We start from the raw sequence: 17,095 nt of genomic DNA on the forward strand, positions 1-17,095 counted from the left end.
CGCGCGCGAAAGCGGGCAACCCGCGGGAGTTACGCTGGGAGCCGTCATGGCTTGTCCTACCAGCGAACACGGTGCCCGATGAACGGTGGCAAAAAGTACCAGATCCGCACGTTCGGGTGCCAGATGAACGTGCACGACTCCGAGCGGCTCGCGGGGCAGCTGGAGGAGGCGGGTTACGTCCCGGCGGGCGCGTCCGACGCGCCCGATCTCGTCGTGTTCAACACGTGCGCGGTGCGGGAGAACGCCGACAACAAGCTCTACGGGACCCTCGGGCACCTGCGCCCGGCCAAGGACGCCAACCCCGGCATGCAGATCGCGGTCGGCGGCTGCCTGGCCCAGAAGGACCGCGGCGAGATCGTCAAGCGCGCCCCGTGGGTCGACGTCGTGTTCGGCACGCACAACATCGGGTCGCTGCCGGTGCTGCTGGAGCGCGCGCGGCACAACGCCGAGGCCGAGGTGGAGATCCTCGAGTCGCTCGAGACGTTCCCCTCGACGCTGCCCGCCCGGCGCGAGTCGGCCTACTCGGGCTGGGTCTCGATCTCGGTCGGCTGCAACAACACCTGCACCTTCTGCATCGTGCCGTCGCTGCGCGGCAAGGAACGCGACCGGCGGCCCGGCGAGATCCTGGCCGAGGTCGAGGCGCTCGTCGCCGAGGGCGTGCTGGAAGTGACGCTGCTGGGGCAGAACGTCAACTCCTACGGCGTCGAGTTCGGCGAGCGGGACGCGTTCTCGAAGCTGCTGCGCGCGTGCGGGGCGATCGACGGGCTGGAGCGGGTCCGGTTCACCTCGCCGCACCCGGCCGCGTTCACCGACGACGTCATCGACGCGATGGCCGAAACGCCCAACGTGTGCCCGCAGCTGCACATGCCGCTGCAGTCCGGTTCCGACCGGGTGCTGCGCGAGATGCGGCGTTCCTACCGGTCCACCCGGTTCCTGTCCATTCTGGACAAGGTGCGGGCCCGGATCCCGGACGCGGCGATCACCACCGACATCATCGTCGGGTTCCCCGGCGAGACCGAAGAGGACTTCCAGGCCACGCTCGACGTGGTGCGCGAGGCGCGGTTCTCCAGCGCGTTCACCTTCCAGTACTCCAAGCGGCCCGGCACGCCGGCCGCCGAGCTGCCGGACCAGCTGCCCAAGCAGGTCGTGCAGGAGCGCTACGACCGGCTGGTCGAGCTGGTCAACGAGATCGCCTGGGACGAGAACCGCAAGCTGGTCGGCCGGAAGGTCGAGCTGCTGGTCGCCGAGGGCGAGGGCCGCAAGGACGCCGAGACGCGGCGGATGAGCGGCCGGGCCCGTGACGGCAGGCTGGTGCATTTCACGCCCACCGGGCCGGCCGTCGACGGATCGGTGCGGCCGGGTGACGTCGTCGAAACGGTGGTCACCTACGGCGCGCCGCACCACCTGGTCGCCGACGGTGACCTGCTCACGCACCGGCGCACGCGCGCCGGGGACAACGTGGAGGCGGGCCGCCGGCCCAAGACCGACGGGGTCAGCCTCGGGCTGCCCTCCTTCGGCCGTCCGGCGCCCCAGCCGGTGACGACGGGCGGGTGCGGACTGTGAGCGACAGCGACTACGACCGGGAGCTGGCCGAGGACGTCGACCAGGTCGTGACCAAGGCGTCGCGGACGGTCGAACTGGGCCGCCGCGGGTTCGTCATCGCGGTGCTGGTGTTCGTCCTGCTGGTCGGGCAGCTGCTGCCGTGGGTCGGCGACCACGTCGGCTGGCAGGTGCTGCTCGGGCAGGGCGGCGGCATCCCCCAGCTGTTCGCCACCACCTCGACGGTCATCGGCGTGCTGGCCTCGGCGCTGACGCTGATGACGCGGCGCTGGTGGCTGTCCTGGGTGTGTGCGATGGGCGGCTGGTTCGCCTCGGTCGACGGGCTGCTGGCGATCTGGTCGCAGCAGTCATCGGTGGCCAACGGTGCGGCCGGCCGCGGGCCGGGCATCGGCATGGTGCTCGCCCTGATCGCCATGATCCTGCTGGCCGCCCAGTGGATGCGCACCGCCTGGTCCCGCACCTGACGCGAAGCGCGGCGCGAGCGCGAGCGCCAGCCGGCGGAACAGGGTGACGTCCGGGTTGCGGTCCCCGGTGCGGGTGGCGAGCACGCTGTGGTCCCACGGCGCGTCCACCACCGGCACGCACAAGGTGCCCGGCCAGCGGTAGAAGCGCGCGAACGAGTGCAGCGCCGAGCCCGCGCCACGGCCGGCCGCCGCGCTCATCAGCACCTCCTGCGGCGTCACCGCGGAGTCCGGGCCGGGGCGCGGGGCTTCGCCGCCGCGGGCCTCGGTGAAGTACAGGTAGTCGGTGAACGGCCGCGGTGTGTGCGGCGGCAGCGCGACGAACGGCAGGTCGAGCACGTCGGCGAGCCGCAGCTCCCCGGCGGCCGCCAGCTCGGAGCGGGCCGGGATGACGACGATGCGGGCCTCGGTGGTGAGCACGTCCACCGTGATGCGGTCGTCGGTCACGGCGGGGCGCACGAACGCCACGTCCACGCGGTGCTCCAGCAGCGCGCTGGTGTGCTGGGTGAACGTGAGCGCCTCCAGGCGCAGCTCCACGTGCGGCCGCAGGTGCCGGAACGCGGCGATGACGGCCGGGGTCAGCTCCGCCGAGCCGTGCCCCATCACCCCGACCCGCAGGACGTTCGCGTCCGCGGCGAAGGCGGAAAGGTCCTCGAGCGCGGCGTTGGTGGCCTCGACGAGGCTGCGTGCGTGACCCAGGAACCGGTGCCCGGCGGGTGTGAGGCACACGGGGGAGCGTTCGAACAGCGGCACGCCGAGCTCGCGTTCCAGCTGCTGGATGTGCGCCGTGACGGCCGGCGGGGACAGGAACAGGCGCGCCGCGGCCCGGCCGAAGTGTCCTTCTTCGGCCACCGCCAGGAACGACGAGAGGCGGCGCAGATCCACGGTCCGACGGTAGGCCGGGACCGCCGGGTTCGCCAAGGTGATCTGCGCCGGCCTGCCGTCCGGGGACGTCGTGGTGCGCGAGCCGTTCGGGAATCGTGAACGATCTGGTTCACGCGCGCCCGTGCGGGTTACAACCGGGGCATGACCGAGTGTGCCGTGGTGCCCGTTCGGCGGGCGTGGCCGAGGGCGGCCTGGCTGATCACCGCCGCCGGCTGGGGCGCCAACCAGTTCTCGCCGCTGCTCGGGGCCTACCGGCGGGAAATGGGCCTGTCCGCGGCGACGGTGACCGGGCTGTTCGCGATCTACGTCGTCGGGCTGGTGCCCGGGCTGCTCATGGGCGGTCCCGGCGCGGACCGGTACGGGCGGCGCCCGGTCGTGATCGGCGCCGTGGGCCTGTCGCTGCTCGCCACCGGCGCGCTGCTGCTCGGCGAGGTGGGCGTGGTGTGGCTCGGCGTCGGCCGGTTCGCGTCCGGGTTCGCGATGGGCGCGGTGCTCGCGGCGGGCAGCGCGTGGGTCAAGGAGCTGTCCCACCCGCCCCACGACGACGCGGTCGAGGGGACCGGGGCGCGGCGGGCGAGCCTGTTCCTGTCCGCCGGGTTCGGCGTCGGCGGGCTGGTCGCGGCGCTGATCGCGCAGTGGGCGCCGCTGGACGTCGCTTACCTGCCGCACCTGGTGCTGTCCGCGGTCGTCCTGGTCGCCGCGCTGCGGGTGCCGGAGACGGCGCCGGCCGTGGTGGCCGGCAAGCGGGAGACCGGGATCCGGGACCCGCGGTTCCGGCGGATGGTCGTGCCGGTCGCGCCGTGGGTGTTCGCCGCGCCCGCGACCGGGTTCGCGGTGCTGCCGCTGCTGGTCGAGTCGCGACTCGGGCGCGGCGAGACCGTGTTCGCCGGGGTGGCGATCGCCGTCGTGCTGGGGTGCGGGCTGCTGATCCAGCCGGTCGGGCGGCAGCTCGCGGCTCGCTCGATCCTGCTGCCCGCGCTGATCGGGCTCGCCGCCATCGGGACCGGGATGCTGCTCGGCGTCGCGGCGGCGGTGACCGGGCAGCCCGCGCTCGCGCTGGTCGCCGACGCCGCGCTGGGCTGCGGTTACGGCCTGTGCGTGACGTTCGGGCTCACCGAGATCGCGCGGATCGCCCCAGCGGGCGGCCTGGCGCGGCTGGCGTCGGTGTTCTGGGCGCTGACCTACATCGGGTTCTGCGCGCCGTACGTGTTCGCGCTGCTGACCGAGATCACGACCCCGGCGGTGATCCTGGGGTGCGCGGCCGCGCTGGCGTTCCTGACCGGCGCGGGTGTGGCGGTGCGGCACCGGACGGCGTCATGATGTCCGGATGGACGTCGAGAACGCCGACCTGACCGGCTCGACGTTCCGCGCCTGCGACCTGAGCCGTCTCAAGGTCGTCGATTCGCGCCTGTCCGACGTGTCGATCTCCGGCGACCTGCGCCGGTTCGTGGTCAACGACGTGGACGTGACCGGGTTCGTGGAGGCCGAGCTGGACCGGCGGCACCCGGAGCGCGTGGCGCTGCGCGAGATGCGCACGGCGGCCGACTACCGGGCGATGTGGACGATGATCGAAACGTTGTGGGCGGCCACGGTCGATCGCGCGTCTCGGCTGTCTCCGGAGCTGGTGCACGAGCGGGTCGACGGCGAGTGGTCGTTCGTGGAAACGTTGCGGCACCTGATCTTCGCGACGGACGCGTGGGCGGCCCGGACGATCCTCGACGCGCCGATGCCCTATCACCGGTTCGCGCTGCCCCAGACGTCCTACCCGGCTCCGGAGGCGCTCGGCGTGGACGTCGGAGCCCGCCCGCAGCTGGACGAGGTCCTCGCGGTCCGCGCCGAGCGACTCGCCCTGGTGCGCCGCATAGTCGGAGGACTGTCCGACGAAGACCTCGCCCGGCCCTGCAAGCGCTCACCGGCACCGGGCTACCCGGAGGAGCCCCGTCCAGTGGGGCGTTGCCTGCGCGTGGTGATGAACGAGGAGTGCGAACACCGCCGCTACGCCGTGCGCGACCTGGCGGTGCTGGAACGTCACTTCGCGCGCACCAGCGGCAGGTAGACCTCGTCGACGATCTCGGCCAGGACGTCGTCCGGCGCGGTGGGGACGCCACGGACGACGAACTCGTTGCGCAGCAACACGATCGCCACCGTGGCCACCCGCGGGCGCAGCGCCCGCGGTGACGCTTCCCCGCGCTCGACGGCCCGTTCGAGGATGGTCAGCCACGGCCCGGCCGCGTCCTCGCCGGGGTCTTGCAGCTGGGACAGGAGTTCCGACGCGCCCCCGGCCGCGGAGATCAGCTCGCGCAGGATCGTGCCGAGCGGGGAGCTCCAGTGGCGGTTGGCGCCGCGGAGCAGTTCGAGTGCGTCCTCGCGCAGGTTGCCCGTGTCCGGCAGCGGCACGGACCTGGTGAGCCGCTGGTAGGCGGCGACCCCGAGGGACAGGCGGTTCGGCCAGCGGCGGTAGATCGCGTTCTTGTTGGTGCCGGCGCGCGCGGCGACCTTGTCCATGGTCAGCGCGCCGAACCCGGACTCGGTCAGCTCGTCCGCCGCCGCGCGCAGGATCGCGTCCTCCAGCGCGGTTCCCCGTCGGCGTGTCCTCGGCACATCCATGGGTACGCACAGTACCTTATTTCTGATAGGGTACTTCACGTACCCTGTTTGAGGAGCCGACCATGCGAGCCAAGGGCATCAGCTACGACACCGGTTTCGTGCACAACGGGAAGTTCTCCCGTGTTCGGTTCGACCCGGCGGTGGTCGAACGGGAGCTGCGGATCATCCGGGACGACCTGCACTGCACCGCCGTGCGGATCATGGGCGGCGACCCGGACCGCCTGGAGTTCACCGCGACGTGCGCCGCCGACCTGGGGCTCGAGGTCTGGTTCTCGCCCTACCCGCTGGAGCTGACCGAGGAGGAGATGCTCGAGCTTTTCGCCGACTGCGCCGAGCGCGCGGAGCGGATCAGACGGCGGGGAGCCGAGGTCGTGTTCGTCGCGGGCGCGGAGCTGAGCCTGATGAACAAGGGGTTCCTGCCCGGCAACGGCATCCGCGACCGGATCGGGGAGCTGCTGGGCAACCGCGAGCAGGTCCTCGCAGCCGGTGGCCGGGTCGGCGAATTCCTCGCCGAAGCGGTCCCCGTCGTCCGGGAACGCTTCGGCGGCAAGGTGACGTACGCGTCGGTGCCGTTCGAACGTCTCGACTGGGCGCTGTTCGACTTCGTGTCGGTGGACCTGTACCGGACGGCCGAGATCGCCGGCCAGTTCGCCGACGGTGTCCGGACCCTCGTCACGCAGGGCAAGCCGGTCGCGATCACGGAGTTCGGCGCCGCGACCTACCGCGGCGCGGGTGATGTGGGCGCCGGCGCCCTGGAGGCGGTCGAGTACGACGAGGACCGCGGCCCGGTCCGGCTGAACGGGGTGTACGAACGCGACGAGGACGGCCAGGCCGCGTACGTGCGCGAGCTGCTGGAGACGTTCGACGCCACCGGAGTCGACAGCGCGTTCGTGTTCACCTTCGCGCTGTACGACCACGTGCACCGGCCCGGTGGCGACCCGCGGGAGGACCTGGACCTGGCCAGCTACGGGGTGGTGAAGGTGTTCTCCGACCGCGACGGGGACGGCCTGCCCTGGGAACCGAAGGCCGCGTTCACCGCGATCGCCGACTACTACCGGCAGCACTGAGCTCCGCCAACGACAACGGCCCCTCCGCGCGCAGGGGAGGGGCCGTCACCACGAAAGCCTCAGCGGTCCGCGACCGCCTGCTCGGCCGCCTGCATCCACTCCCGCCACTGGGCCGCCTGCTCCTCGGCCTTCTTGGCGCGCCGCTCGTCGCCAGCGGCGCGGGCCTTCGCAGCCTGCGCCTCGAACTGCTCGACCCGCTCGCGGAACTGCGCGGCCCGCGCCTGGGCCTCCGGGTCGCTGCGGCGCCACTGGCTGTCCTCGACCTCGCGGATCCGGTCCTGCACCGCCTTCAGCCTGCCGTCCAGCTCGCGGATCCGCTCCCGCGGCACCTTGCCGATCTCGTCCCACTGCTCCTGGATCCGCCGCAGCTGCGCCTTCGCCGCGTCGAGGTTCGCGCCCGGGTCGATCTTCTCGGCCTCGACGAGCAGCTCCTCCTTGCGCGTGGCGTTCGCGGCGAACTCGGCGTCCCGCTCGGAGAAGGTCGCCGACCGGCGCGAGAAGAACGCGTCCTGCGCGGCGCGGAAGCGCTGCCACAACGCGTCGTCGGCCTCCTTCGGCGCGCGGCCGGCGGCCTTCCACTCCGCCATGAGCTCCTTGTAGCGCCCGGCGGTGGGGCCCCAGTCGGTCGAGTCGGCCAGCGCCTCGGCCTCGGCGATCAGCTCCTCCTTGCGCGCCTTCGCCGCCGCGCGCTGCTTGTCCAGCTCCGCGAAGTGCGACCCGCGGCGGCGGTTGAACGCCTCACGCGCCTTGGAGAAGCGCTTCCACAGTTCGTCGTCCGTCTTGCGGTCGACGCCCTTGATCGTCTTCCACTCGTCGAGGATCGCGCGCAGCCGGTCGCCCGCGGCCTTCCACTGCATCGACTCGGCGGCGATCTGCTCGGCCTCCTCGGCAAGCGCCCGCTTCCGCCCGACCGCGGCCGCGCGGGCCTCCTCGCGCTCCTGCTTCGCCGACGCCAGCGCCTTTTCCGCGTGCGCCACGATCTGCTCGATCCGGGCCGACAGGGCCGACAGGTCACCGACGACCGCCGCGGTCGGCAGGCTCTCCCGCAGCTGCGTGGCGGTGGCGAGCGCGTGCTTGGGGTCGCCCGCCCCGGACGACAGCCGGGTGCCGAGCAGTTCGACCTCCGTGCGCAGGTCGTCGAAGCGCCGCGCGTAGTGCAGCAAGCCCTCCTCCGGCGAGCCGGCCTGCCACACCCCGACGGCGCGTTCCCCGTCCTCGGTCCGGACGTACACGTTGCCCTCGTCGTCCACCCGGCCCCAGCGGGAGGGGTGCGGCTCCGCCGGAGGGACCGGCGCGCCGTGACCGGCGGTGGGCGTGTGGCCGTGAGGCACCTGGTGGGGTGCCGGGGTGCCGGTGTTCTCGTCGGACATCGCAGGCTCCTTATCGCCTGTCGGCCCACCTGGTGGCGGGCGCCCCGCGGGCGGGCGGGGCCGGGTCATGCGGGTAACGATCCTCTGGCCGCATTCAAGCAGTTCAGCGCCGCTCGTGGTACTCGGTTGGGGAGTCGGAGCGGGTGATTCTACTTTCCGGCGGCGTGGGATCGCCGTGATCATCGTTCTCGCTGCTCTCCGTGTCCGGCGGTTGCCCGAGAGTGGCTGCCGGTAACCTCGACGGGTGTGATCGTGCAAGCCGTCGTGGTACCGCAGCCCCCGTTGCTCGTGCCCGCCCTGTCGCCGGGGGTCAACGCCGAGCTGGAGGCCCTGCGCGCGGCGTGCCGCACGGCGGTCGGGCGCCTGGCCGCCGTCACCCGTGAGTGGGTCGCGATCGGCGCCGGTGACCACGAACGGGTCCTCGAGGCCGCGTCCGGATCCTTCCGTGGATACGGAGCCGACGTTCCGGTCCGCCTGTCCCGCGACGCCGTCACACCCGCCGACCTCCCACTGTCCGCCCTCGTCGCCGGCTGGCTGCGCGAGCAGGCGGGGGCCGACTCGGTGCGCGTGCACCTCGTGGACGGCGACCCGGCCGAGTGCGAGCGCCTGGGCAAGCACCTGGCCCACGGCGACCGGACCGGGCTGCTCGTGCTGGCCGACGGCTCCAACCGGCACGGCCCGAAGTCGCCGGGCAGCGAGGACGAGCGCGCACCCGGCTTCGACGACGCGGTCGCCCGCGCACTGGCCACCGCCGACACCGCCGCCCTGCGCGCGCTGGACCCGGCGCTGGCGGCGGAGCTGGGCGCCGGTGGCCGTGCGCCGTGGCAGGCGCTGGCCGGCACGGGCGACGACTGGCGAGCCGAGCTGCTCTACTCCGCCGCGCCGTTCGGCGTCGGCTACCACGTGGCGGTCTGGGAGCGCGGGTGAACCCGATCGCCGTCGTCGGCCCCACCGCGACCGGCAAGTCCGCGCTCGCCATCACGATCGCACTCGCGGTCGGCGGCGAGGTGGTCAACGCCGACGCCCTGCAGCTCTACCGCGGCATGGACATCGGCACCGCGAAGGTCACCGAGGAGGAGCGCCGCGGCGTACCGCACCACCTGCTCGACGTCCTCGAGGTCACCGAGACGGCCTCGGTCGCGGCCTACCAGCGCGACGCCCGGGCCGTCATCGAGCGCCTGCTGGCGGAGGGCAAGGTGCCCGTGCTGACCGGCGGATCGGGCCTCTACGTGCAGGCCGTGCTCGACGACCTGCGCTTCCCCGGCACGGACCCCGCGGTGCGGGCACGGCTGGAGAGCGAGGCCGCCGAGGTCGGCGCCGCCGCGCTGCACCACCGCCTGACCACGCTCGACCCGGTCGCGGCCGCCGCGATCCTGCCCACCAACACGCGCCGGATCGTGCGCGCGCTGGAGGTCATCGAGATCACCGGACAACCGTTCTCCGCGAACATGCCCGAACCCGGCCCGGCGCGTTACGGCACCGTGATGGTGGGCATCGACCGGGACACCGAGGACCTCGACCGCCGCGTGGAGCTGCGGGTGGACCGCATGTTCGCCGCGGGCCTGGTGGACGAGGTGAAGTCCCTCGTGGGGCGCGGGCTGCGGGAGGGCAAGACCGCGTCGCGCGCGCTGGGCTACCAGCAGGTGCTCGCCGAACTGGACGGCGACGGGGACTTCGCCGCGGCAGCCGAGGCGACGAAGCAGGCGACGCGGCGATTCGTTCGCCGGCAACGATCCTGGTTCCGCCGCGACGCCCGGATCCGGTGGTTCGACGGTGCTGATCTTGACGTGGCCGAGCGGGTGCTCTCCGTGGTGGCCCAGTAGTCTGATCGTGTGGCAATCGAGTTCCTCAAGGGGCATGGCACCCAGAACGACTTCGTGGTGCTTCCCGACCCCGACGGCCGGCTGGACCTGACGGCCGGCCGGGTCGCGGCGCTGTGCGATCGGCAGCGTGGGCTCGGTGCGGACGGCGTCCTGCGGGTGGTCCGCAGCGAGGCCATCGGTCTTCCGGCGGGCGGGGAGTGGTTCATGGACTACCGCAACGCCGACGGCTCCATCGCCGAGATGTGCGGCAACGGGACGCGAGTGTTCGCGCGCTACCTCGTCGAAACCGGCCTGGTGCCGCAGCGCGAGTTCGTCATCGGCACCCGCGCCGGTGACCGGCCGGTGGTGGTGCACCCCGACCTGTCGGTGACCGTGCAGATGGGCCCGGCCGCGATCACCGGCGCGTCGGTGGCGATCGTCGACGGGCGCAACTTCTCCGGGGTGGCGGTCAACGTCGGCAACCCCCATCTGGTGTCCGTTGTGGACGAAGACATCGACGAGCTCGACCTCACCCGCCCGCCCCGCTACGACAGCGACTTCTTCCCGGACGGCGTCAACCTGGAGTTCGTCAACCCGCTCGGCGAGCAGCGCCTCAAGATGCGCGTGTACGAGCGGGGTGTGGGCGAGACCCGGGCGTGCGGCACCGGCACGGTGGCGGCCGTCGCGGCCGCGCTGCACCTCGCCGGCACCGACACCGGGAAGTCCGCTGTGGACATTCCCGGCGGCCGGGTCGAGGTCACGGTGGAGCGGGGGGCGTCGACCCTGACGGGCCCGGCGGAGTTCGTGGCCCGGGGTGAACTGGATCCCCGGTGGTGGGAGCAGGCGGGCTGACCGGGAGGTCCCGCATCGTCCGCAACGGCGACAGCAGCACCGGCAGCATCGTGATCGCCATGAGCGCGCATCCGGCCCAGACGGTGGGCCGGATGCCGATCAGCTCGCCGAGCGCGCCGCCGGCCAGCCCGCCGAGGGGCATCGTGCCCCACACGACGAACCGCACGGTGGCGTTCATGCGCCCGAGCAGCCGGTCCGGGCAGATCGCCTGCCGGTAGCTCACCTGCGCCACGTTGTAGACGACGATGCCGTAGCCGCTGGCGACCATGCCCAGCACGCCGAGCGCGACCGACCACCCCGGCTGCGACAGCGGCAGCAGCAGCTGCAGCGGCCAGGTGACCAGCGGTACCAGCCAGATGGCCCGCGCCTGCCCGATCACCCGCGTCCAGAACCCGGCCGTCAGCGCGCCCAGCACCGCGCCGCCGCTGCCGACGGCCAGCACCAGACCGACCGCGGACGGGCTCAGCCCGAGGACCCGGGTCAGGAACAGGACCTGCATCGAGATCACGATCGTGCCGGCGAAGTTGCCGGTCGACGTGCACAGCGTGATCGCCCGCAACGCCGGGTTGCCGAACACGAACCGCAGCCCCTCGCCGATCTGCGCCCGCAACGGGGTGCCGTCGTGCGGCTCGGGATCCGGTTCGGGCGTGCGGATGCGCAGCAGGAACAGGCCGGACGCGAGGTAGCCGAGCCCGGTGGCCAGCACCGCGTTCGCCGCGTCGGCCAGCTGCACCAGCCCGCCCGCGATGCCCGGCCCGGTCACCTGCGCGACCGACTGGCTGGTCTGCAGCTTCGCGTTGCCCTCCAGCAGGTGCTCCCGCCCGACCAGCGACGGCAGGTACGACTGGTAGGCGATGTCGAAGAACACCGTGCCGGCGCTGACCAGCAACGCGACCACCACCAGCTGGGCGAGCGTGAGCCGCCCGGCCCACCAGGCCACCGGGATGGTCAGCAGCAGTGCGGCGCGGGCGAAGTCCGCGCGCAGCATCAGCGGGCGGCGGCGCAGGCGGTCCACCCAGACCCCGGCGGGCAGCCCGATCAGCAGGAACGCGGCGTTCTCGGCCGCGGTGAGCAGCCCCATCTGGCCCGGCGTCGCGGCCAGGACGGTCGCGGCGAGCAGGGGGAGCACGGTCTGCCCGATGAAGGTGCCCGCCTGGCTGACGGTGTCACCCGCCCACAGCAGGCGGAAGCCCGGGTGGAACCACAACGAGTCTCTTCGGCGCACCCCGTCAGGGTGCCCGAGTGATTGGAATCCGTCAATCACTGTTCGTCGTAAGCTGAACCGGTGCGAGAACGCCGTCCCGCCAGCGAGGCCGAAGCGGGTGCCCTGGCCTCCGGAATACGCCTGCGCATCATCCGGTTGACCTATGCGGAGGCGCTCACCAACAAGGAGATCGCGGAGCGCCTGGGGCGGGACCCGGCGACCACGCTGTTCCACGTGCGCAAGCTGGTCGAGACCGGTTTCCTGGCCCCGCAGCCGGTGCGGAAGGGCAAGCGGGGGGCGAAAGAGATCCCCTACCTGTCGACCGGTCTGTCCTGGGAGCTGAGCGGCGGGCCCGACAAGGCGCTCTCCGAAGCCATGCTGGAGGCCTACCTCGCCGAGATCGCCGACCTGGACCCCGGTGAGCTGGACCAGTCCCGGCTGGTCGTCCGGATCGACCCGGACGAGCGGACCGAGTTCGAACGCCGGCTCGCCGAGCTGCTGGACGAGTTCCGGAACCGCTCCCGGCCGGACGCCGGCGAGCACCTCGCGATCTACGTCGCCACCTATCCGAGCCGCTAAAGGATTCGGCCAATCCCGCGAACCGTGGGACCATGGAAGGACGATGACAGAACTGACGTACACAGACCTCGCCGACCTCGACCCCTCGACGGGCGAGCTGGAACTCTCCGACCGCGCCTCGCTGCGCCGCGTCGCGGGACTGTCCACCGAACTGTCGGACATCACCGAGGTCGAGTACCGGAAACTCCGCCTCGAACGCGTGGTGCTGGTCGGTGTGTGGACCGAGGGCACCGCCGAGCAGTCCGAGGCCTCACTGGCCGAACTCGCGCGCCTGGCCGAAACGGCCGGTTCCGAGGTGCTCGAGGGTCTCGTCCAGCGCCGCAACAAGCCCGACCCGGCCACCTACATCGGCTCGGGCAAGGTGCGGGAGCTGTTCGACATCGTCGTCGCCACCGGTGCTGACACGGTCATCTGCGACGGTGAGCTCTCGCCCGGCCAGCTGCGCCAGCTGGAGGAGCGGCTCAAGGTCAAGGTGATCGACCGGACCGCCCTGATCCTGGACATCTTCGCCCAGCACGCGCGCTCGCGCGAAGGCAAGGCGCAGGTCGAGCTGGCCCAGCTGCAGTACCTCATCCCGCGGCTGCGGGGCTGGGGCGAGTCGCTCTCGCGCCAGGCCGGTGGCCGCGCCGGCGGCGCGAACGGCGGCGTGGGCCTGCGCGGTCCCGGTGAGACGAAGCTGGAGACCGACCGCAGGCGCATCAACAAGCGCGTCGCGAAGCTGCGCCGCGAGATCGCCGCGATGGACACCATCCGCGCCACCAAGCGCGGCCGCCGCGTGGCCAACGAGGTGCCCAGCGTGGCGATCGTCGGCTACACCAACGCCGGCAAGTCGAGCCTGCTCAACGCCCTCACCGGAGCGGGTGTGCTGGTGGAGAACGCCCTGTTCGCCACCCTGGACCCGACCACCCGTCGGGCGGTCACCCCGGAGGGGCGCACGTTCACGCTGACCGACACGGTCGGGTTCGTGCGGCACCTGCCGCACCAGCTGGTCGACGCGTTCCGCTCGACGCTGGACGAGACGGCGGGCGCCGACCTGCTGCTGCACGTCGTGGACGGGTCGGACCCGGCCCCGGAGGAGCAGGTGAACGCGGTCCGCGAGGTGCTCGGCGAGATCACCGCCCACCACGAGGGCCCGCTGCCCCCGGAGCTGGTCGTGATCAACAAGGCGGACGCGGCCGACGAGCTGTCGCTGGTCCGCCTCCGGCACCTGCTGCCGGGCGCGATCGTGGTGTCGGCCAAGACCGGCGAGGGCATCGCCGAGCTGGTCCAGGCGCTGGCGGAGCGGCTGCCGAGGCCCGACGTGGTGGTGGAGGCGCTGGTGCCCTACACCCGCGGCGAGCTGGTGTCGCGCGTGCACGCCGAGGGCGAGGTCCTCGGTGAGGAGCACCTGCCCGAGGGCACCCGCCTGAGCGCGCGCGTCCGGCCGGACGTGGCGTCCGCGCTGGAGGCCTACGTCGTGAACGGTTCGCCGGCCTGAACTCGGTACCTTGGCCCGTGTGAGCCTTGGTCGTGCTGCGGTGGTCCCGGTCCTGACCGTCCTGTTCCTGATCGGACCGGGCGGGGGGCCGGCCGGCGCGGCGCAGGTGCCGGCACCCGAGCCGGTGTGCTCGGTGACCGACAAGCGGATCACCGAACTCTCCGGCCTGGTCAGTGACGGGTCGCGGTGGTACGCGATCAACGACGGCGGCACCAGGGTGCAGATCTTCGTGCTGGGCCGGGACTGCGCCGTGCAGAAGGTGATCACCGGCTCGACCGATCCCTACGACGTCGAGGACCTGGCGCGGGCCGCGGACGGCACGTTCTGGCTGTCCGACACCGGCGACAACCGCAAGCAGCGCGACACGGTGGCGCTGCTCGCCGTGACCCCGCAGGGCAAGGTGACGCTGTACCGGCTGACCTATCCCGACGGGCAGCACGACGCCGAGGCGCTGCTGCTCGACGCGTCGGGGACGCCGTACCTGGTGACGAAGAACCCGCTGGGCGAGGCGGGGATCTACCGGCCCGCGAAGGCGCTGAGCAGCCCGGGCCCGACACCGCTCGAACGGGTCGGCTCGCTGAACGTCAAATCCACGGACACGCCGGGCGGCCCGGTGGCCAGTTTCGGGTCCGTGCTGGTCACCGGCGGTGCGGTGAACGCGGACGGCACGGTGGTCGCGCTGCGGACGTACACCGACGCCTACCTGTTCCCGGCCCCCGACCGGGACGTGGCGGCCGCGCTGCGGCGCGAGCCGGTGCGGGTCCCGCTGCCCGACGAGAAGCAGGGCGAGGCGATCGCGTTCGAACCCGACGGCACACTGCTGTCGGCGTCCGAGGGTTCCGGGCCGGTCCGCGCGGTGCGGGGCGCCGCGTCCCTGGTCCGGAGCGCGGAGCCGGGCGACGGCGGGCAGGCGCCCGCCGCGGGCGGGGAGGCCACGGGCGGCTCGTCCGGCCGTGACGGCGTCCCGCCGGTACCCGCACTCCTGCTCGCCGTGGTGGTGGCGGGCGGTGCCGTGTTCGCCTGGTCGAAGCTGCGGAAGCGGCTCGGGCGTTGATCGTTTCGAACGCCCGAGCGGCCGCCTAGAGGCGGCGAATGACGGCGACGACCTTCCCGAGAATGGTCGCTTCGTCGCCCGGGATCGGCTCGTAGGCCTCGTTGTGCGGCATCAGCCACACGTGCCCGTCCTTCTGCTTGAACGTCTTGACCGTCGCCTCGCCGTCGATCATCGCGGCCACGATCTCGCCGTTGTTGGCCGTCGGCTGCTGGCGCACGACCACCCAGTCGCCGTCGGTGATGGCGGCGTCGACCATCGAGTCACCGGTGACGCTCAGCAGGAAGACCTCGCCCTCGCCGACGATGTCCTTGGGCAGCGGGAAGACGTCCTCGATGGACTGCTCGGCCAGCACGGGCCCGCCCGCGGCGATGCGGCCGACCAGCGGCACGTAGGCCGGCTTGGGCATCGGCGTGGTCTCGGCCTCCGCCTGGGCGGTCAGCACGCCCACCGCGCGCGGGCGGTTGGCGTCGCGGCGCAGGTACCCCTTGCGCTGCAGCGTCCGCAGCTGGTGCGACACCGACGACGTGGACGTCAGCCCGACCGCCTCGCCGATCTCCCGCACGCTGGGCGGGTAGCCGAAGCGCTCGATCCAGGCCTTGATGACCTCGAGGATCTGCTGCTGGCGAGGGCTGAGGCCCTCTTCGACGTCCTCCGGCTCAGGCAGGGGGTGGACGTTCCCGAACCTGCCTCCGGGCCTGCGGATCGTCTCGCCCGTCTCCTGCGCCACCGTGCTGCCTCCCAGCTGTTCCGCGGCCGGGACGCGCACCCGCGCGAGCCGGCGCTGTCCGCCTCTGCTGGTCACCCACAGTAGTGCAGCCGACAGCAAACATCAAACAACTGTTCGACGACACGCCGGGGTGCGCTCGATTTTGTCGTACCCGGGTGGTACACATTCGCACGGAGGTTCGATAGAACGGTTGTTCGACCGGCGGCGCGCCGTCGCGGGTCGGGATCTGCGAGGAGGTTCCGCCATGTCGGTTCTGACACACCAGGAGCGGGCGGTCCGGCGCGCGCCGGAGGTCGCCGGGCGCACGCCGCTGCGGCCGCGCCGTCCGGAGGTCCGGCGCCCGCCGACGCGCGCCCGCGTCGTGGCCGGCCGCCGCCCCGGCCCGGTCACCGCGTGCCCGCGGCGGGTGGCGCCGCGCTGGCCGTGGCTCGCCGTCATCGGGGTCGCGATCGCGCTCGCCGTCACCGGGTTGGGTGTTTTCGCCGGTTCGTTCGCGCCCGCCGTCCCGGATCGGACCGCCACGGTGGCGGTCGAGCCGGGGGAGACGATGTGGGACCTGGCGCGCCAGTACGCGCCGGGCAGCGACACCGGTGCCGTGGTCGACCGCATCGAGGAGCTCAACCACCTGTCTGCCGAGTCGGTCGTGCCGGGCCTGTTGCTCACTGTGCCGGTCGAATCCGGCTCCGTGATCACCGGCTCGTGACGGGCGCTGCCATACCGCATCACTCGCTCGTGTCGCTTGCGCCCCGCCTGCGCGCGATCTAAGGTCCACCGCTATATCTAGTAGTTACATGGCTGTAGTTGGTCCACAAGTTGGGGTAGACTGAGGACGAGTTGTCCACAGGCGGTGGGCGTTCACCCACCGGATATCCACATGTTGATCACCAGGTTCGAGCCGTAGCGTGGCGGCGCGGGCCGGGGTGGATGTCGCCCGCGGGACGAGAGGGGAAGGTGTTCGGAAGATGCGATGCCCGTTCTGCCGTCACGCCGACTCCCGGGTCGTCGACTCGCGGGAAGTGGACGAGGGGCAGGCCATCCGCCGCAGGCGGTCCTGCTCGGCATGCGGTCGCCGGTTCACCACGTCCGAGACGATGGTGCTGGCGGTCGTCAAGCGTTCCGGGGTCACCGAGCAGTTCAGCCGGGACAAGGTGGTCCGGGGCGTCCGCCGCGCCTGCCAGGGCCGGCCGGTCGACGACGACGCGTTGCAGCAGCTCGCCCAGCGGGTCGAGGAGTCGATCCGCGCGGCCGGGGTCGCCGAGATCCCGAGCCACGAGGTCGGACTGGCCATCCTCGGGCCGCTGCGGGAACTCGACGAGGTCGCCTACCTCCGGTTCGCCAGCGTCTACCGCTCCTTCTCCTCGGTCGAGGACTTCGAGAAGGAGATCGCGGACCTGCGCAAGGCCATGGCAGACAAGCACGGCGACGAAAGCGCGGCCGGGGCGTGAGCCCG

General features: G+C 72.4%; 18 protein-coding genes. 13 read left to right on the forward strand and 5 right to left on the reverse strand.

Going from position 1 to position 17,095, the window contains the following annotated elements; translation table 11 throughout:
- Positions 1-78: 78 nt before the first annotated feature.
- On the forward strand, positions 79-1,563 hold the full coding sequence (miaB, locus tag FB470_RS19995; protein WP_306993665.1) for a tRNA (N6-isopentenyl adenosine(37)-C2)-methylthiotransferase MiaB: 1,485 nt from the start codon (positions 79-81) through the stop codon (positions 1,561-1,563).
- Entirely contained in the window at positions 1,560-2,024 is a 465-nt protein-coding gene (locus tag FB470_RS20000; RefSeq protein WP_306993666.1) for an Rv2732c family membrane protein, read from the forward strand. Before miaB ends, FB470_RS20000 begins: the two co-directional genes overlap by 4 nt.
- Here the strand turns inward: FB470_RS20000 and FB470_RS20005 are convergent.
- Entirely contained in the window at positions 1,908-2,906 is a 999-nt protein-coding gene (locus FB470_RS20005; protein WP_306993668.1) for a LysR family transcriptional regulator, read from the reverse strand. The genes FB470_RS20000 and FB470_RS20005 overlap by 117 nt on opposite strands.
- A 141-nt stretch (positions 2,907-3,047) precedes the next feature.
- Between FB470_RS20005 and FB470_RS20010 the strand changes: the two genes are divergently transcribed.
- Together FB470_RS20010 and FB470_RS20015 are read left to right on the forward strand one after the other, a co-directional pair.
- Positions 3,048-4,226: an MFS transporter gene (locus FB470_RS20010; protein ID WP_306993670.1), complete on the forward strand. Its 1,179-nt coding sequence runs from the start codon at positions 3,048-3,050 to the stop codon at positions 4,224-4,226.
- Positions 4,227-4,233: 7 nt separating this feature from the next.
- The gene (locus FB470_RS20015; RefSeq protein ID WP_306993671.1) at positions 4,234-4,962 is read left to right on the forward strand and encodes a DinB family protein; all 729 of its coding nucleotides are present in this window, start codon (positions 4,234-4,236) and stop codon (positions 4,960-4,962) included.
- On the opposite strand, the gene FB470_RS20020 is transcribed toward FB470_RS20015, so the two are convergent.
- Complete coding sequence (locus FB470_RS20020; RefSeq protein WP_306993673.1) at positions 4,935-5,513, reverse strand: TetR/AcrR family transcriptional regulator; 579 nt, start codon at positions 5,511-5,513, stop codon at positions 4,935-4,937. The two genes, FB470_RS20015 and FB470_RS20020, sit on opposite strands and share 28 nt — an antisense overlap.
- Positions 5,514-5,575: 62 nt before the next feature.
- Here FB470_RS20020 and FB470_RS20025 point away from each other — a divergent pair, with 62 nt between their 5' ends.
- On the forward strand, positions 5,576-6,580 hold the full coding sequence (locus tag FB470_RS20025) for a hypothetical protein (protein ID WP_306993675.1): 1,005 nt from the start codon (positions 5,576-5,578) through the stop codon (positions 6,578-6,580).
- A gap of 59 nt (positions 6,581-6,639) precedes the next feature.
- On the opposite strand, the gene FB470_RS20030 is transcribed toward FB470_RS20025, so the two are convergent.
- Complete coding sequence (locus tag FB470_RS20030) at positions 6,640-7,950, reverse strand: DUF349 domain-containing protein (RefSeq protein WP_306993677.1); 1,311 nt, start codon at positions 7,948-7,950, stop codon at positions 6,640-6,642.
- A 246-nt stretch (positions 7,951-8,196) separates the two neighbouring features.
- On the opposite strand from FB470_RS20030, the gene FB470_RS20035 reads away from it, so the two are divergent.
- The 3 genes from FB470_RS20035 to dapF are packed head-to-tail and all read left to right on the forward strand — an operon-like array spanning position 8,197 to position 10,604.
- Entirely contained in the window at positions 8,197-8,877 is a 681-nt protein-coding gene (locus FB470_RS20035) for a class III extradiol dioxygenase subunit B-like domain-containing protein (RefSeq protein WP_306993679.1), read from the forward strand.
- Entirely contained in the window at positions 8,874-9,773 is a 900-nt protein-coding gene (gene miaA, locus FB470_RS20040; RefSeq protein WP_306993681.1) for a tRNA (adenosine(37)-N6)-dimethylallyltransferase MiaA, read from the forward strand. Before FB470_RS20035 ends, miaA begins: the two co-directional genes overlap by 4 nt.
- 9 nt (positions 9,774-9,782) lie before the next feature.
- On the forward strand, positions 9,783-10,604 hold the full coding sequence (gene dapF, locus FB470_RS20045; protein WP_306993682.1) for a diaminopimelate epimerase: 822 nt from the start codon (positions 9,783-9,785) through the stop codon (positions 10,602-10,604).
- Here the strand turns inward: dapF and FB470_RS20050 are convergent.
- Positions 10,510-11,829 carry an MFS transporter gene (locus tag FB470_RS20050; protein WP_306993684.1) on the reverse strand — a complete coding sequence of 440 codons (1,320 nt, stop codon included), beginning with the start codon at positions 11,827-11,829 and terminating at the stop codon, positions 10,510-10,512. The two genes, dapF and FB470_RS20050, sit on opposite strands and share 95 nt — an antisense overlap.
- Before the next feature lie 60 nt (positions 11,830-11,889).
- Here FB470_RS20050 and FB470_RS20055 point away from each other — a divergent pair, with 60 nt between their 5' ends.
- From FB470_RS20055 to FB470_RS20065, 3 genes are read left to right on the forward strand one after another with little or no spacing between them, the layout of a single operon-like run.
- Positions 11,890-12,387 carry an ArsR/SmtB family transcription factor gene (locus FB470_RS20055; protein ID WP_306993686.1) on the forward strand — a complete coding sequence of 166 codons (498 nt, stop codon included), beginning with the start codon at positions 11,890-11,892 and terminating at the stop codon, positions 12,385-12,387.
- 43 nt (positions 12,388-12,430) lie between these two features.
- Positions 12,431-13,864 carry a GTPase HflX gene (gene hflX, locus FB470_RS20060; RefSeq protein WP_306993688.1) on the forward strand — a complete coding sequence of 478 codons (1,434 nt, stop codon included), beginning with the start codon at positions 12,431-12,433 and terminating at the stop codon, positions 13,862-13,864.
- 40 nt (positions 13,865-13,904) lie between these two features.
- A complete protein-coding gene (locus tag FB470_RS20065; protein ID WP_370876683.1) occupies positions 13,905-14,918 on the forward strand; it encodes an SdiA-regulated/phytase-like domain-containing protein in 1,014 nt (337 codons plus the stop codon).
- Positions 14,919-14,943: 25 nt separating this feature from the next.
- Here the strand turns inward: FB470_RS20065 and lexA are convergent, their stop codons facing one another.
- Complete coding sequence (gene lexA, locus FB470_RS20070; RefSeq protein ID WP_370876684.1) at positions 14,944-15,645, reverse strand: transcriptional repressor LexA; 702 nt, start codon at positions 15,643-15,645, stop codon at positions 14,944-14,946.
- 244 nt (positions 15,646-15,889) lie between these two features.
- On the opposite strand from lexA, the gene FB470_RS20075 reads away from it, so the two are divergent.
- The gene (locus tag FB470_RS20075) at positions 15,890-16,348 is read left to right on the forward strand and encodes a LysM peptidoglycan-binding domain-containing protein (protein WP_306993691.1); all 459 of its coding nucleotides are present in this window, start codon (positions 15,890-15,892) and stop codon (positions 16,346-16,348) included.
- A 259-nt stretch (positions 16,349-16,607) separates the two neighbouring features.
- Positions 16,608-17,090 (forward strand): transcriptional regulator NrdR, encoded by a 483-nt coding sequence (gene nrdR, locus FB470_RS20080; RefSeq protein ID WP_027936105.1) that lies wholly within the window; start codon positions 16,608-16,610, stop codon positions 17,088-17,090.
- Positions 17,091-17,095: the final 5 nt, after the last annotated feature.

It is taken from the genome of Amycolatopsis thermophila, assembly GCF_030814215.1.
Taxonomy (GTDB): Bacteria; Actinomycetota; Actinomycetes; order Mycobacteriales; family Pseudonocardiaceae; genus Amycolatopsis_E; species Amycolatopsis_E thermophila.

Bases quoted from the DNA above. Each gene is read 5' to 3' on its own strand.
- miaB (WP_306993665.1), top strand. From the start codon at position 79: ATGAACGGTGGCAAAAAGTACCAGATCCGCACGTTCGGGTGCCAGATG.
- FB470_RS20010 (WP_306993670.1), top strand. From the start codon at position 3,048: ATGACCGAGTGTGCCGTGGTGCCCGTTCGGCGGGCGTGGCCGAGGGCG.
- FB470_RS20015 (WP_306993671.1), top strand. From the start codon at position 4,234: ATGGACGTCGAGAACGCCGACCTGACCGGCTCGACGTTCCGCGCCTGC.
- FB470_RS20020 (WP_306993673.1), bottom strand. From the start codon at position 5,513: ATGGATGTGCCGAGGACACGCCGACGGGGAACCGCGCTGGAGGACGCG.
- FB470_RS20025 (WP_306993675.1), top strand. From the start codon at position 5,576: ATGCGAGCCAAGGGCATCAGCTACGACACCGGTTTCGTGCACAACGGG.
- FB470_RS20030 (WP_306993677.1), bottom strand. From the start codon at position 7,950: ATGTCCGACGAGAACACCGGCACCCCGGCACCCCACCAGGTGCCTCAC.
- hflX (WP_306993688.1), top strand. From the start codon at position 12,431: ATGACAGAACTGACGTACACAGACCTCGCCGACCTCGACCCCTCGACG.
- FB470_RS20075 (WP_306993691.1), top strand. From the start codon at position 15,890: ATGTCGGTTCTGACACACCAGGAGCGGGCGGTCCGGCGCGCGCCGGAG.
- nrdR (WP_027936105.1), top strand. From the start codon at position 16,608: ATGCGATGCCCGTTCTGCCGTCACGCCGACTCCCGGGTCGTCGACTCG.